Annotated in this window: 15 protein-coding genes and 1 pseudogene; 6 read left to right on the plus strand and 10 right to left on the minus strand. The window is 46.9% G+C overall.

The features are described from left to right. Positions 1 to 59: 59 nt before the first annotated feature. A complete protein-coding gene (locus ACX3P5_RS00695; RefSeq protein WP_424999260.1) occupies positions 60 to 230 on the minus strand; it encodes a hypothetical protein in 171 nt (56 codons plus the stop codon). Positions 231 to 838: 608 nt separating this feature from the next. On the opposite strand from ACX3P5_RS00695, the gene ACX3P5_RS00700 reads away from it, so the two are divergent. Continuing rightward, positions 839 to 1393, plus strand: coding sequence for a hypothetical protein (locus tag ACX3P5_RS00700; protein WP_424999259.1), 555 nt, complete (start codon positions 839 to 841; stop codon positions 1391 to 1393). Positions 1394 to 1691: 298 nt separating this feature from the next. On the opposite strand, the gene ACX3P5_RS00705 is transcribed toward ACX3P5_RS00700, so the two are convergent. From ACX3P5_RS00705 to ACX3P5_RS00715, 3 genes are read right to left on the minus strand one after another with little or no spacing between them, the layout of a single operon-like run. Further along, positions 1692 to 3020: a hypothetical protein gene (locus tag ACX3P5_RS00705; protein WP_458968125.1), complete on the minus strand. Its 1329-nt coding sequence runs from the start codon at positions 3018 to 3020 to the stop codon at positions 1692 to 1694. Further along, entirely contained in the window at positions 3013 to 4737 is a 1725-nt protein-coding gene (locus ACX3P5_RS00710) for a phosphorylase family protein (RefSeq protein WP_458968126.1), read from the minus strand. Before ACX3P5_RS00710 ends, ACX3P5_RS00705 begins: the two co-directional genes overlap by 8 nt. A 34-nt stretch (positions 4738 to 4771) precedes the next feature. Then, positions 4772 to 5218, minus strand: a complete 447-nt coding sequence (locus ACX3P5_RS00715; protein ID WP_458968127.1) for a hypothetical protein — start codon at positions 5216 to 5218, stop codon at positions 4772 to 4774. 714 nt (positions 5219 to 5932) lie between these two features. Here ACX3P5_RS00715 and ACX3P5_RS00720 point away from each other — a divergent pair. Further along, positions 5933 to 6964, plus strand: coding sequence for a tyrosine-type recombinase/integrase (locus tag ACX3P5_RS00720; protein ID WP_187492288.1), 1032 nt, complete (start codon positions 5933 to 5935; stop codon positions 6962 to 6964). 134 nt (positions 6965 to 7098) lie between these two features. Beyond that, positions 7099 to 7872 carry a nucleotidyltransferase domain-containing protein gene (locus tag ACX3P5_RS00725; RefSeq protein ID WP_424999256.1) on the plus strand — a complete coding sequence of 258 codons (774 nt, stop codon included), beginning with the start codon at positions 7099 to 7101 and terminating at the stop codon, positions 7870 to 7872. An 88-nt stretch (positions 7873 to 7960) separates the two neighbouring features. Here ACX3P5_RS00725 and ACX3P5_RS00730 read toward each other — a convergent pair. Next, positions 7961 to 8693, minus strand: a pseudogene (locus tag ACX3P5_RS00730) (ISNCY family transposase); the annotation flags it as partial. 421 nt (positions 8694 to 9114) lie between these two features. On the opposite strand from ACX3P5_RS00730, the gene ACX3P5_RS00735 reads away from it, so the two are divergent. After that, positions 9115 to 10059 (plus strand): Rpn family recombination-promoting nuclease/putative transposase, encoded by a 945-nt coding sequence (locus ACX3P5_RS00735; protein WP_159222874.1) that lies wholly within the window; start codon positions 9115 to 9117, stop codon positions 10057 to 10059. A gap of 59 nt (positions 10060 to 10118) precedes the next feature. On the opposite strand, the gene ACX3P5_RS00740 is transcribed toward ACX3P5_RS00735, so the two are convergent. Then, the gene (locus ACX3P5_RS00740; protein ID WP_159222873.1) at positions 10119 to 10721 is read right to left on the minus strand and encodes a DUF2913 family protein; all 603 of its coding nucleotides are present in this window, start codon (positions 10719 to 10721) and stop codon (positions 10119 to 10121) included. Positions 10722 to 10985: 264 nt separating this feature from the next. Between ACX3P5_RS00740 and ACX3P5_RS00745 the strand changes: the two genes are divergently transcribed. Then, positions 10986 to 11171, plus strand: a complete 186-nt coding sequence (locus tag ACX3P5_RS00745) for a con-10 family general stress protein (protein ID WP_275103445.1) — start codon at positions 10986 to 10988, stop codon at positions 11169 to 11171. Between the two features lie 658 nt (positions 11172 to 11829). Here the strand turns inward: ACX3P5_RS00745 and ACX3P5_RS00750 are convergent. The 3 genes from ACX3P5_RS00750 to ACX3P5_RS00760 all read right to left on the minus strand — a co-directional run bounded on the left by ACX3P5_RS00750 (position 11830) and on the right by ACX3P5_RS00760 (position 14538). After that, positions 11830 to 12603, minus strand: a complete 774-nt coding sequence (locus ACX3P5_RS00750) for an SDR family NAD(P)-dependent oxidoreductase (RefSeq protein ID WP_029571174.1) — start codon at positions 12601 to 12603, stop codon at positions 11830 to 11832. A gap of 64 nt (positions 12604 to 12667) precedes the next feature. After that, on the minus strand, positions 12668 to 13369 hold the full coding sequence (locus ACX3P5_RS00755; protein ID WP_064691134.1) for a DsbA family oxidoreductase: 702 nt from the start codon (positions 13367 to 13369) through the stop codon (positions 12668 to 12670). Positions 13370 to 13422: 53 nt separating this feature from the next. Continuing rightward, entirely contained in the window at positions 13423 to 14538 is a 1116-nt protein-coding gene (locus ACX3P5_RS00760) for an alkene reductase (protein WP_275103446.1), read from the minus strand. A gap of 237 nt (positions 14539 to 14775) precedes the next feature. Between ACX3P5_RS00760 and ACX3P5_RS00765 the strand changes: the two genes are divergently transcribed. Further along, positions 14776 to 15105 carry a thioredoxin family protein gene (locus tag ACX3P5_RS00765; RefSeq protein WP_064691136.1) on the plus strand — a complete coding sequence of 110 codons (330 nt, stop codon included), beginning with the start codon at positions 14776 to 14778 and terminating at the stop codon, positions 15103 to 15105. A gap of 30 nt (positions 15106 to 15135) precedes the next feature. On the opposite strand, the gene ACX3P5_RS00770 is transcribed toward ACX3P5_RS00765, so the two are convergent. After that, positions 15136 to 15474 (minus strand): carboxymuconolactone decarboxylase family protein, encoded by a 339-nt coding sequence (locus ACX3P5_RS00770; RefSeq protein ID WP_029571178.1) that lies wholly within the window; start codon positions 15472 to 15474, stop codon positions 15136 to 15138. Position 15475: the final 1 nt, after the last annotated feature.

The following is a 15475-nucleotide window of genomic DNA, read 5'->3' on the forward strand; positions in this document are numbered from 1 at the left end:
AGCGCATCGATGAACAGACGCTTGCGGAGATCGGGCACCCTGAACAGCAGGACGGCCACTTAGGGGGTCAGCAGGTAGCGCGACATGTCGGTGCCGTAGGCGACGGCCAGGTTTCGCAGCGCCACGGCGCTTTCGTAGTCAAAGTAGTGCGAGGCATCCAAAATGGTCACATTGTGACCGATAGTGTCGCTGCGTGAATTCTGTGTCAGTTCGCGGGGCAATGTACCCAAACTTTCAATCTCCGTTGCCTGGCGGTATGGAACGTATTTTCTTTAGTCTGTCCAGCGAAAACCACGGGAATAAATCTATCCGGAGGGGATACGATCTGGATCTGTTTTTCGGCTTTTCTCCCGAATACGAAGAATAACCTGATCAGCCTGGAATAAGCAGCGGGGTATTTGCCTCTGATCCAGGCTGCGGCCGCCGTGTAACCCTATGACGGTAAAAGGGAAGAGCGGAAACCGGCCGGGGCAGGGGGCGAACCAGGCACTCTAGGCTGTTTCCCTGGGCAGACCTTGTTATATACATGCTCATGCCTGTGATTACATCCGCGGGGCTGGCCGGTGTGAGAAGGTGCAGAAAACGTCACGTAATATGCTTGGCAAGCACAAGTTGCGAAAAGGAAGCAAAAACCCGGCTGGAGGGACGTACGAAAAGGCCGCTGTTGCTGACAATAAATTATTTTTTCGAACGTTAATAACGGCGATCATGTTAGCATCGGAAAACATTACCGATTCCGGACAATGAAATCTTCCTGGAAAAAGTTAGAATACATCATGCCTGTTTTTTTAAGGGCTGGACGTAACTGAATTTTTTATCTTTCAACCTAGGATTATCTGTGAAGCAACTAAACAAAGCACAGCTGGTTTTTGAATATCTTCCCTCATTGACCTGTCTGGCACTTCTCGCATATCTGGATTTTTACTTAATAAAGGGTTTTTTAAACGGTGAACATCTGGATGAAAAAAATAAATTCCTGTACGCTTTTCTTAATATCACATTATGTATGGTGATATTTTTACCATTTATTAGTCATCTTATAGGCAAGGTTGACAGTAAATCGGTAGATGACTTTCTTAGTTTGCCAGACAGAGATGCAAATATAACCTATTTACATTTTTATGATTTCCTGAGTGGTCTTGCGCTCTCAGCATTTTATATCACAGTGATGATGTTTACTTTCAAAGGTGTCCTGAAGGATTTCGGCTGGTTTATTGCAGCTTTCTACCTTGCAATTATGTTTTTCTTTTCAGTTTTATTAGGTGCGATTTCACTAGTGCGGTTTATATACCCATTCACAAGGTACAATACGATCGCGTACTGGATATGCGCTGTTACGTCATGTGCCGTTATGTTAGCAGTGACTCAGGTTTCAATGAAAATGATAAGTTGATATACTATGACAAGGACATTGCTTTAAAAACACGGGCTCTTGAAGACGTTAAAAATGAAACAGTACTTTTTTCCGCATTGGATTATTACCGGATAATACTTATTATGTAAAGTATTATCAAGGAGTTTTTCAAAAATACAATTTTCTTGAAATGCTTTCTATGATCGATTTATCGACTCCACGGTCTTCGCATAATAATTTAGTATTATTCCAGTAAAGTTATATGAAATACGTTAAAAAATAGCGTGCTCAATATAAATTTAGCACGCAGATTTTTATTTAGCTCAAATAAATTTACTTATGTGCCGCATAATGATTTTATTAACCCGGAAATTGCACCTTGTGCATGACCCTCTTCACATAGAGCGATTGCATCCAGTTCAGCAGCTTTAACAACTGAAAAAAGTTCTCTGTGTAATTCCAATACTTTAGATTCGCACATTATTCTTAAAAATTCCTCATAGGATTTTCCTGAAACTAAATTACTTTGTGATTTTATTTTGTTGATGCTTGTAGGTAAAAATCCTAAACCCTGACGCATAGATTTTAATACTTGCTTAACATCCGATTTAAATTTGACAGATGTTTCAATTCTTTTGTCATCACCAGCATAAAGCAAATGCCTCATGCCATCATCTAATTTACACTCTATAAATGTTTCAGATCTGATGTTTTCGCGTTTAAAATTTCCGCTACAATCCATGAACTCACAATTAATAAATCTCGTGCCTTCGTTTATTTTACAGTTGAATAATCCTCTAAAATGCCTAAAAATACTGTTGCTAACTACGCAATCAGAAAAGTCTATGGCAGGGCAGTCGGACAAAATACACATACCTTCGATACTATTTTTATTATGTAATTTTTCAAGCAACTTCCGGCGTTCTACTGATGATTTTGGATTCCAGTAATCGAATGCTAATAAATGTAATTCATGTACAGCCCTTTGTGTAGTTATGTCAGCACCATTTCTTTTTACACCATTCAATGCTTCTTTCAAGATTTTTTCGAATGACAATTCAGGAAAGTCTTTACCTACTAATCTTGAGCTTAATCTCCCTCTTAAACCGTAACTTTCACTTTTGGGGCCACCTAATAGTGATCTGATAATTCTTATATGTGATTCATCAATATGCCCATTATTTGTAAAGATACCATATAATTTATTTAACATGATGTGCGCAACATATTCCATATGCGAAACCGAAGTAAATCCATCTTCTTCTCGTAGTAAGAAAAATTTTAAATAAGGCTCTCTCCTTGGTGGAAGAGTCGTTCCATTTCTTTGTAAGTAAAACTCAATATAATATTCAAATTCCTCCTCACCCATTCTATTATTCGACTCTATAACAATTTCATTTAGCAAGTCGTAATAGTCATCAATGCTGATATGCAAAGATTGTTTCTCAATTTCTCGCATAAAAGCCCTTGCTAAGCAATAGTCAAATGGGATGTTTATATCCAGTCTTGTTGTTGCTATTTCTTGACTTTCCCAGTTCTCTTTGCTGTCGTTAAAATGAAATTGCCTTACGACATGCAATAAATATGGATTGACTAACTCATCATTGTTTTTTATTTTGTGAGAAAATTCAATTATTCTTTTTTTAACTTGAGGTGTATCATGCATTGTATAATGCTTTAATGTCAGATGCAGAAAAACCCTTAATGTATAATACTTCGGAGTTTTCTATACCAAGATAGCGAGAGGAATATGAATCACGTGACGTAATCAATACGCGACAAGACTCTAAAGATTCATTTAAATCTTGAATGGATGCTAAGAACGGTTCCATCTTAAACTTATCACCTAGGGCAGATTCAATTTCATCAATACCATCAATCATTAATATTATAGAACCACAACTAAGTGATAAAGAGAAGGTTTCATGGGAAATTGGTCTACTTTGTCCAGACCTATTCCTAGTATATTCCATATAAAGTTTTGAAATTGAGTCAATGGTTTCGCCACTAAAATTATTTAATATATCAGTCTTTGTAATTAAAAACATGCGTTTGTCTGTTCTTGCTACATTGTTTATCATATTTGCAAGACTGAGACAGAACGTGGTTTTGCCTATGCCGCCTTGGCCCAATATTATGGATATTGGTTTAACATTGCTTGAGTTTTTATCTGATCCATAAATAAAAGTCCTTGCATACTTGCTCCCTTCGGTGGAACTATCATCTTGTCTATATACTATCTGGTCTACGTAATTTACCGGAGGCGAAATCAATGATGCGGCCGTGTTCTTTTCAACTATACGTTTAAATATAAACTTGCCAATATCTGCAATAAAGAAGTTATTAATGCCAAGATTTGAAGCTAAAGAAATATACTGTTTAATATAATATGGTGTTATCTCATTTTTTGTAGCTATACATACATCTATTCTAGAAAGGCTGGAACCATTTCGAATGACTGCACGTATAATGTCAGGTATGCTATGAGCTTTAGATATATATACTATTACCCACGCACCGCTCATCTCTGGATGTTTATGTATTTGATATGAACTTCTGGAGTTATTAACATGTTGTATTTCAAGTATATTATTATTGAATATCTCTTTAGAAATCAAATCGAAGTTTATGCTTCTCTTAAAATTAACTTCAAATTCGTTGTCAAAATAACCTTCAATATTACTTGATTTTGTTATGAAGCTCTCAAAAAAAATCGTTGCGTTTTCAGCTGCTTTTAATTGATATTCATCTCCTTTATTTACACCATCATCTGATGAGCCTTTAATTACGGTCCATGGGATTTTTTCCGATTCACAGCATACACCTAAAATATATGATTCCATGTCCCCACATATAGCATCAGGGATGAAATTTTTTAGTTCATTTTTAAATTCTTGGCTATTTACTATCTTATCTCCACATGCATAGATAGCATTATGAACCTTAAAAGGAAACTCTGTGTTTAGTGAAAAATTTATAAGTTTTGCATGGATAGAAGCGTCTGATTGTGTCGTTCTCGTTCTATGCTCATTTGTTTTTTCGTTTATTTTAGCTAGCTCATAATCAACGGAGTAACTACAAATGGCAACGTCTTGAATTTTAAAATCATCTTTTAGCCCAAAACAAATTCCGAGCTCTACGACTAATGAAGGTTTTAAATATTTTAGTAATAAAGGTAATTTATGCGATATAGAATCTCTTCCTCTAGAACCCATTTCTGAGAGCCGAGATAAAGAAAATGGTTTGTTACTTAAAAATCCGTGCTCTATGATAATTGAATCGTATTCTTCAGAGTTGGTTACAGTAAATCTTCTTTTTATCGCTTTATATTCATTATCTGTTATGCACAATATAAGCGGTTTTTTGTCTTTTTTTAAATTCATGGACACCTACTTTAAATTAATTTTAGACTATGTTTTATCGTATATTAAATACAGGAGAGATGAATATTATCACCCCTATATTAAAAATCAAAAAAAAAGAAATCCTGAAGCATTTCCCATACGTCCAAGGAGATAACAATGAACTATTGAGGGTTACATCATCTAAATCATGGGTAAAAATACAATAAGATGGTTTATTTAGCTCTCCCTCGATTTTGACAAGCACTTTTTCAGATCGTTTTATCAATAATGAAACTCTCTCATCTAATTTATAAAATATCAAAGAAATCAGCGAGATAGATAAGCCCATTGGAGATGTCAAATATTTATAATCTCCTCCCTGTTGTATACATATACCGCTTGCTGCACCTAGTAATCCAATAATGGCTATGTAAAAATTAAATACTGTCATTCTCTGACTCGTATGAATCTCAAAATACTTCCATGCATTTTCGAATAAAATTTTAGTATCATCATTCATTTTAATAATAATCTTGCGTTAAAGTTTTTAGCTTAAATTTTGCCAGCATCTTCAATAAAGCATCTGAAATGCTTTTAATTTGATAAAAAACGGTCAGTATCATAGCCTTTTAAATTTCTAACAATTTATGTAATATTGCTAAGTCATTAGAAATTAACAAAGCTCTAATATTTATTGGGATACCAACATGATATGCACTTCTACGAAAATTTTTAGTGCTATTCATTTTACTCCACTCCTGAGTAGCTTGGCTTTCAGTGTTCCAGTCCCGCCACTTAACATAAAATTCATTAATGTATCAATTACAGAATACTCCTAGATTAAGTACATTTAAACTGTTTATTTTCATTGGACTAAACTTTTTAGCAATGATGTCCCAGTTTGATATTGAGTTCATATCATGGGGTTTTATATGCTCTTATTCACATAGGCCCTAGTGACGGTAACAAACTAAAGCACTATTCAAACCTTATATAATAATATTTATATAAGGCCAGACAGAGTCTCTGAAACCTTGTATCATGCGGATCGGGGCTGGATCCTGAACTTTACGGCCATTTATATGAAACGGCGCAGTTCTGAACGGTATGTGGCTGAACGACGGTGTTTAAAAAAGAGGCGTCGCTACGTAAAATCTGACGGGCATTACCCTTGCTACTTTCTCAGAATTCACGTAGCGCTGCCTTTCAGCCAAGAGTTGTAAATGGAGCAAACATGAACGATATCTCCGCTTTTACCGGTGTGACTCTTAGCGGCAGCGCCGGTGATGATCTCACTGCTAAACTGGCCGCGTTCGTCCGCCATCGAGAGGCCTTTTCGGCCAACACGTGGCGTCAGCTACTGAGCGTCATGCGGATCTGCTGGCGCTGGTCACAGGAGAATCGTCGGTCCTTTCTGCCTATGTCACCGGATGACATGCAGGACTACCTTTTTCACCTGCAGACCATTGGCCGTTCAACTTCAACCATTTCGGTGCACGCGGCGCTTATGTCGATGTTACACCGTAACGCCGGACTGGTGCCGCCAACAATTGCGTCGGACGTCGTTCGCGCCAGGAAAAAGATAAACCGTATAGCGGTCATGTCGGGTGAGCGTACAGGACAGGCCGTCCCATTCTGCCGGCCGGATCTGAACCGTCTTGATGCTGAATGGGCTCATTCTCCGCGCCTGCAGCAGTTGCGCGACCTCGCGTTTATGCACGTTGCTTACAGCACACTTCTGCGCATGAGCGAGCTTTCCCGTCTGCGGATCAGAGATATCTCTCGTGCAGCAGACGGGCGTATCATTCTGGACGTTGGCTGGACTAAAACCATCCTGCAGTCAGGTGGGATCGTTAAGTCCCTCAGTGCGAAGTCATCCCGCAGGCTGAGCGAGTGGGTCACCGCGGCGGGTCTCGCCAGCGAACCTGACGCTGTTATTTTCTGTCCTGTTCATCGATCTAACCGTATTGGCAGGGTGTCGGAAGTCCCCATGAGCGCGCCCTGCCTGGAAGATATTTATCGTCGTGCCCGTCAGGCTGCGGGTGAGACGAAAGCTCTTGAAACCAACAAAGGGCGCTATGCAAGCTGGAGCGGACATAGCGCCCGCGTCGGCGCCGCACAGGATATGGCCAGAAAAGGAATATCCATTGCTCAGATCATGCAGGAAGGTACCTGGACGCAGACCCAGACTGTCATGCGCTACATTCGTATGGTTGAAGCTCACCGGGGAGCAATGGTCACCCTGATGGAAAACGATGATGATTAGCTGATTAAGCGATCTGCTGCTGAGGTTCAGTACTGTGTTTACCCTGACTGAAATCTGTCTGTGATGCTGAAAAATTACTGTTCTGCGTTGCAGGCTTTAACTGACGATATGATGTATGACATGACGGTGAGCCAATGGCAGTTGATAAGTACGGGTTCATTACCCAGCCTGATTTCAAAGGATTTCAGCCAGCCTTTTCACAGCTGGTTGCGGATGTTGTTCAGACACTGACAACGACATTTCCGGATCTGATTCATAGCGTTTATGTATACGGCAGCATTATCGACGCGACGGCCAATGAAAGGCTGTCTGACCTCGATCTTACTGTGATTTATTATCGCGAACCCGATGCAGATGCCACTGCAAAAATCGATGTTGTTAAGACTACGCTTGAGCAGAATCATCCGGTTGTCAGTAAGATTGACATCGATCCGGGCGTGCTTGAAGAAGTGATGCTACCGGCTAACGGTATTCGATGGGGTTACTGGCTGAAGCATCACTGCGTATGCGTTTACGGTGAAGACCTGCGCGCTCGCTTTGAACCCTTCAGGCCCTCAAGGGACATAGCCGTTGCCGTTAACGGTGATTTTCTCGAGGTACTTAACGGCTACGTTGCTCTGATGAAACCCACTCTGAAACCTGCGCAGCGCCATGTTCTGCAGAGGTCTGCTGCACGTAAGGCCATTCGTTCGACAAACATACTGAGAGAAGATAATGATCAGGATTGGCCGGTTACGCTGAAAGAATTGGGTAAAAAATTTAATGACCGCTATCCGGCTCTGGCCGAGGAGATGGATTATTTGTTGAGCATAAGTCACCGTCCACGCGGCGACATAATGGTGTTCGCCAGCAGGATCACAACTTTTAGCTACTGGCTCAATGCAGAATTTCATACGCGTCAGCGGTAAACATCACTTGAACTACGCTGTTTTTTAGCATCCACCTGCCTGTTTTGCCCCGTAAGTTGCTTGGTCAAGGTCAACGGTATAACTCAGCGGCAAAGGCGTTAGTCGCGTCAGGCATGCTGATCTCACGCAGCCTGATTTCCTTGACCAGCCGGTCCAGCAACGTGAGATGCGCATGCTCCACGCGACCCTTGGCAGAGCTGGTGTTGGCGCAGATGCCGGTGATGTGCAGCTCGTTCATCGCGCGTGTTGATGCGGAACACGCTGGCCTTGTCGCTGTAAAACGCCAGCGGCTTGCCGTGCTGCTCCAGATATCCGCGCGTGGCTTCATAATAGTTGAACGTGGACTCGGAGCGGACGAAATGAAGCTGCATCAGGCGGTTGGTTGCATCATCCATACAAACCAGCAGCGTGCGGGCCGGGCGGCGTTCCTCGAACCAGCGGTGATCGCAGCCGTCGATCTGTATCAGCTCACCAACGCATGCGCGCCGGTAACGAGGTTGCTGAATTTTAGGGGCGCGATGCCTGCGCGGGATCCAGAGGCCTGACTGCATCATCAGCTTACGTACGGTCTCTTTAGACAGCGTCACGCCGTGCAGCTCTGCCAGCTTCTCGCAGGCGAGGGTCGGACCAAAGCCTGAGTAGCGCCCGCAGATAATCTGAACCGCACGTTAAGTTAGGCCTGCAAGCAGCTGATAGTTTCTTGGCTTGCCACGGCGGCGGTCAGCCATACCCAGCGGACCGTCTGTACGATAGCGCTGAAGCAGGCGACGACAGTGCCTGTACGAAATACCGAGACGCTCAGCAGAGCGATGAGTTGTCAGTCGCCAGTCGACGACGTCCTGAGTAACTCTAAGCCGGTTAACTTAGTTCATCGTGAAAAACTCCGTACCAGAACCCGTCATATCAAGATCCTCAGCAGGTAGCCTGAAGCGGCCAGGTAAGCTTAGCCTCCGTATGATACATGCGTGAAATGTAATTTATGTTAAATGGTGGCAGAGATAGCCACATCTCCCAGCTGTATTGACGGTGATTTATGATTCCATCACTCATCTGGCTGTGCGAACTGCGACGAAGAATGATTATGCTTCGATTATTAGAGATCGTACGATGAAGCAGTGTATCCGAAAAAATTAAAAATAATCCGAACGGCTACCTGCAGGCATTGCAGATCTGTTCACCATCAATACAGACGGTTTTCTGCCTGTGGTAACATACAGCGGTTATTTTTCAGAGCCGGGACTGATGAAGAAGAAGAAAAACCGCACACCAACTCCTCACGATGCCACGTTCCGGCAGTTTCTGACTCACCCGGATGTCGCCCGTGATTTCATGGAACTGCACTTGCCCGCAGAGCTGCGTGCTATCTGTGACCTCAGTACGCTAAAGCTGGAATCCGGCTCGTTCGTCGAGGATGACCTGAGGCAGTACTTTAGCGACGTGCTCTACAGTCTGAAAACCACAGCCGGTGAGGGTTATGTTCACGTGCTCATTGAGCACCAGTCTTCACCCGATAAACACATGGCTTTTCGCCTGATGCGTTATGCGGTGGCTGCCATGCAGCGCCACCTTGAGGCGGGCCATAAGAAGTTGCCACTGGTGATACCCGTGCTGTTCTATACGGGTAAACGCAGCCCGTATCCTTACTCCACCCGGTGGCTGAATGAGTTTGATGATCCGGCGCTGGCTGGCAAACTCTACAGCAGCGCTTTCCAGCTGGTTGATGTTACCGTCATTCCTGATGATGAAATCGCCGGCCATCGCAGCATGGCCGCCCTGACCCTGCTGCAGAAACATATTCATCAGCGGGACCTGGCAGAACTGACTGACCGGCTGGCGCCCATTCTGCTGGCCGGCTATCTGTCTTCATCACAGGTGATATCGCTGGTACACTATATTGTACAGGCAGGCGAAACAGCCGACGCCGAAGGCTTTGTACGCGAACTGGCACAGCGTGTGCCGCAACACGGAGACGCACTTATGACCATCGCACAACAGCTCGAACAGAAGGGCATCCAGAAGGGCATCCAGAAGGGTATCCAGTTAGGCAGGCAGGAAGGCCGAAATGAGGGCATGCTGGAAGGCAAGCTGGAAGTTGCCCGTACCATGCTGCAGAACGGTATTGACCGTAATACCGTCATGAAAATGACCGGACTGACTGAAGACGACCTGGCGCAGATCCGCCACTGACTTATTTAGCGGCCTCTCCGGCCGCACTGCTGATCCGCCAGGTACAGCCGCCCAGGGTCTCACTGCTCCATCGTTAGTTCATATTTTTCTGCCGTCAGCACATAAAACCCGGAAGGCCCATCAATAGCCATCTGCCATCCACAGCGGTTAAGAAGCGTTGCCAGCCCCTGCACGCGCCCGGTCAGTCGCGCCATCACCGGTGTGAGCTGCTGGCCGTCATCGTCAAACGCAGCATCCAGGCTGCTCCGGGACAGATAAATTCCGTTTACGCCAGCGTTCAGGACAGCGGCATGTCTTCCCGACCACTCCCGATCGCTGAGCAACCGGTAAGCCCAGTGCATATCCTTCGCGGTTTCCAGGGCATATGTCAGCCGGAACAGGTCATTCTGCTGGGACAGCTCGCCTGTGCAGGAGCGCCAGAGATAGTCGAGCTTGCCGGCAAGCTTTGCGGCAACGCCATATTGGCGCCCCTGTTTTAGCAGCCACTCAATGTCGGGAGCCACCTCACGGGAAAAGCGACGCTGTTTCAGGGCGGTCGCCAGCCAGCGTGTCAGAAAGAGATTTTCCTGAGTAGCGGAACAAACGGTACCGTCCTGACGTGCAAGTGCAAGGGCTGCCAGAGCGCACCAGGCCAGATGACCGGATTTTTGTGTGAGCGTCACTGCAGTCTGTCCTCCTGATAAATCATATTTGCCATTCTAACCGTGCTTATCTACGCAATAAATCATGTACGGTAAATTTACTCAGTGACCGACAAACTAATAAAGATTGTGCTCTGTATGACGTGCAGCAGCATGAAGGCGCCAGAGGATTTCCCGAACAGGGTACACTCGTCAGACGGCGTCGATCATGTCATTTATAAGCTTTACTAATGAGCTAAGTCCCCGAAGGCCTGAAGCAATATTGACTGGCAGGAGTATTAAGCTATGAGCAAACATCGTGGTGGTAAAGGTAATTCCGCCCAAGACGCAGTACGCGCATCTGAGGTCGGCAGAAAAGGCGGGAAGGTCAGCGGCGGTAACTGCAGAAATAAGCCTGACAGAGCAGTTGATACCGGTCTTCAAGGTGGCTTAGTCAGCCGCCGTGGTAAAGCGCAGGAAACCAGTGTTTAAACCCGTCATTCTTGAATAGCAAATAAATCAATTCAGGGATGCGCTGTACGATATTTAGCATGGTGGAATCTCCATTTCTTTTCTTTCGTGATTTCCCGGCATCCTCTGCCGGAACCACATCCTGAACAGCTGTTTCAGATCACTGGCCCACCAAATGGGCTATTGCGTTTGAAATTACCCTATGAGGATGAGCAGAGTCTGCCTGACATCAGCTTCCCCAATGATATCCAGGAGTGCAAAATGCAAAACATTAGAATGCTGTGGTCGCAGAGCAGACAATATGAACAGAGTCTCTGGTCTGCTATGACTAAGAAACGGACGCTGGCTATGAAAAGATGTACGGGGCTGAAGCACTCAGAAATAGCGTGACCGGGGCGTGGAGGTATATTCCTGGCATGTCTGTATTCACCCTGGTGAAAATGCCGCCTTCATACCTGGTTGCTTTCAGATCGCCTGCCTCAGGCTCTGTCAGCGAATACCACAACCGCCCTGCTTCGCGCAAATTAGCTCACGACGTTGTCAGCAACTTCTGTTGATGACTTAGAGGCTCCTGACTATCACCGCTGCTGCTGAAAAGAATCTCAGCTGACGACAACCTCACCCTGGGGAGCAGTCTGTCAGGCTTTAAGACCTAAAGCCTGACATGCGTGGCGCAAAATTAACGACGTACGGCCATAATACCTGCATCCACGTCCCAGATAGCACCGGTCACCCAGGCTGCCTTGTCCGACAGCAGGAACAGGATAGTATTTGCCACATCTTCAGGTTTGCCGACGCGGCCCAGCGGATGGAAATCACTCATCGCTTTCATTGCTTCAGCAATATCTTCTTTTGCCATAAATCCTTCGTAGATTGGCGTCTGCACAATACCCGGAGAAACGGCATTCACACGGATACCCGCGCTGGCCAGTTCAATCGCCAGGTTGCGCGTCAGCGCATGCAGACCGGCTTTTGCCATTGAGTAGGCAGAAGCCGGAGAATCACCCAGCGCAGCCTGCGCGCCAATTGAGCCGACGTTCACAATGGCACCTTCGCGTTTGTCGGCCAGCATGTTCTTCACCACGTCCTGCGTGATAAAGAAAGTGGCGCGGTTCAGCGACAGGTAGCTATCGTAGTCTGCGGCATTGTGCTCGGTAAAACTTTTCGGAATAAAGATACCCGCGGCATTTACCATCAGGCTGATGTCGCGATGATGCGCATTGATTTCCTGACGAATGGCATTCATCCCTTCTTCTGTCATCAGGTTTGCCGTAATGACAGACACCGGGCCGAGCGGGCTCAGTTCTTTCTGAACGGCGTCAGCTTTATCTTTTCTGCTGCCCGTCAGGACCACGCTGCCGCCTGCTTTCAGCACCATACGCGCCGTTTCAAGACCCATACCACTGGTGCCGCCTACGACCAGAAGCTTTTTACCATTAAAAAAATCGCTCATATGTGACTCCGTTATTTACAGGTAGTGTTCGCCGGCACGTAAACGGCCGGCAGGTGTCGGGTAATCAGATGCTGCAGCCGTCGGCGCCACAGGCCTGACCTGCAGTCACGGTCATTTCTTCCTGCTTTTCATCCCAGACCTGTCGCAGGGCACTCAGGAAATTTTCCGATGCCTGAGCGCCGCTTATGGCGTATTTCTGATTCAGCAGAAAAAGAGGCACGCCACTCACACCAATCGATCGGGCAGTGCTCTCATCTTCCGTTACCGAAGCACGAAGCGACGGGTCATTCAGCGCCTCAGCAGCGGCTTCTGCTGCCATGCCTGATTCGGCGGCCAGCTTTATCAGCTCATCGCGATCAAAGAGGGAGCGCCCTTCGGTGGTACCCGCAAGATAGAATCGTTCAGTCATCACCTCCCCCAGTCCGGCCAGTCGTGCAGCAGCCAGCAGGGTCAGCGCATCTTCGGTATCCCCGAAAAGCATGGTGTCAAAGTTGTACCGCAGTCCCTCTGACTTCGCGGCCGTATCGACCTGATTCATCATCAGCTCAGCGTTGCTCTGACCGCCGAGCTTTTTGTAGAGCGCATCGCGGAAAGGCATGGCCGGCATGCCTTCGGCAATCCGGAAGCTGTGCTGGCGGATGACCACGCTGTCGCGGTGTTCAAACGCTGCGAGGCCTTTCTCAAAGCGTTTTTTGGCGATCCAGCACCAGGGACAGACCAGATCGGACCAGATATCTATGGTTATGACGGGCTTAAGGGTTTGCATTGCTTACTCCTGAATTTCTGCTGTTCGTGTGACGACTGAAGACTGCCGGAGTCTTAGCGTTTCTGTTCATCCTGCCAAGCCGGATAGTCGGTGTATCCCTTTTCAGGATTGCCACTGACGCCGTAATAGGTACTGCGATCGCTTTCAGCCAGCGGCCAGTCGTTCTGCATTCTTTCGACAAGGTCAGGGTTTGCGATGTAGGGCACGCCAAATGCCACCAGGTCCAGTTCCTCAGCTTCGAGAGCGGCGCTGGCAATGTCCCGTGTAAAGCCGCCGGCGCCGATAAGCGTGCCGCCAAAAGCCTTACGGAAGAAATTCTTAAAGCCCTTAGGTACAGGTGCATTGATATAAGCCGGCTGGTAGTAAAGGTGAACATAGGCAAGTTCACGTTCTCCAAGCGTCATCGCCAGAACCGCCCACGTCTCTTCCTCCCCCTCATACGGGGCCAGATCATAAATACGCCCGAACGGGGAAAGCCGCACGCCCACCTTCTCGCCGCCAATGGCGGAAGAGACCGCATCAATGGTTTCAATCAGAAAGCGCTGACGGTTTTTAACGGTACCGCCGTAAGCATCGGTGCGGTGGTTCAGCGCGGTGCTGAGGAACTGGTCAAAGATGAAGCCGTTGGCCGCCATAATTTCGACGCCGTCAAAGCCCGCTTCCATTGCCAGTTCTGCTGACTTAACAAAGTCAGCCGTAATACGCCTGATTTCAGCGGTTTCCAGTGCTCTTGGCGTGCTGGGGACGACAGGGCCTGGCTCGCCGGATTCTGTCAGGGCAAATACGGTGGTGTTGGTTGCCGGAATGGTGCCCGATGACACCGGGGCGGCATTACCCTGCCGTAATGAAACATGGGACATGCGGCCGACGTGCCACAGCTGGGCGAAGATACGGCCGCCCTTTGCGTGTACCGCATCGGTCACCGTGCGCCAGCCGGCTACGTGCTCACGGGTATAAATGCCCGGCGTGTAGAGATAGCCGCGTGCCTCTTCTGAAACCGGCAGCCCCTCCGTAATCAGCAGACCTGCGGAGGCCCGCTGCGCGTAGTAACGGGCAACCACCTCTCCGGCAACGTCATTCATGGTACGGGTGCGGGTCATGGGGGCCATTACGACGCGATTTTTCAGCTCTGTTCCAGCCAGGTTAAAGGGGGTGAATAATTTGCTCATAGTGCGCCTCTGACGATATCAATGATGGCTATAGGGGCCGGGCTTCGGTTTTTTGCTCCGGACGTTCCGGCCTGCCGGGTTTATGTTCGGCACTATACCAACCTACTAGTTGATAGGTCAACAGCAATTAATTATACTGCAGCTTACGGCTACACCAATATTTTCAGCATTAAGGTTTCAGATGGGCGGCAGACACAACAGATGCCCGGCCATTGAACAGAAACAGGAGGAGTTAACGTGCGTGAAGTAATAGCTTATAACGAAGATAATTTTCGCGATATTGAACAGTATGAAGGCATTTCTGTCGTGCGCTTTTCGGCGCCATGGTGTCCGCCCTGCCAGAGCAGTGAGCCATTCTTTAGCGCGTTTACCGACGGCCTGGAAGAAAGTATTCAGGTCGGCAAAGTGAATGTCGATCAGGCGCCAGTGCTGACGACTAAGTATGAAATATGGGGGCTTCCTTCGGTACTGATTTTCAGGGAAGGCCAGCTGGTACGCCGGATACCTGGCGTTAAATCACCAGCGTTTTATGCTGCAGCGCTGGAAGAAATAAAAAAAGGGCCTTAAGGCCCTTTTCTGAGGAGGCGGTAATGTTCCTTAACCGCGCAGCTGGCTGACTGCATCAAGGGTACGGGCTGAATAAACAGCAGCGGCGCCCGCATTCAGATTGATGGCAACGCCCAGCGCTTCGGCAATTTCTTCATCCGTCGCGCCGGCCTTGATGGCGGCTTCTGCGTGAAACGCAATGCAGCCGTCGCACCGGGTTGTCACCGCACACGCCAGGGCTATCAGTTCCCGGACCTTTGCACCCAGCAGGTCGGTTTTATTGCCTGCAGCGCCCAAAGTAACCACGCCTTTCATCGTATCCGGCGCCAGCTTGCCCAGTTCACCGAGGCGCTGCATTAATTCCTGACGGTAATTGCTCCAGTCATACATA

The sequence above is a fragment of the Pantoea sp. S-LA4 genome, assembly GCF_054482835.1.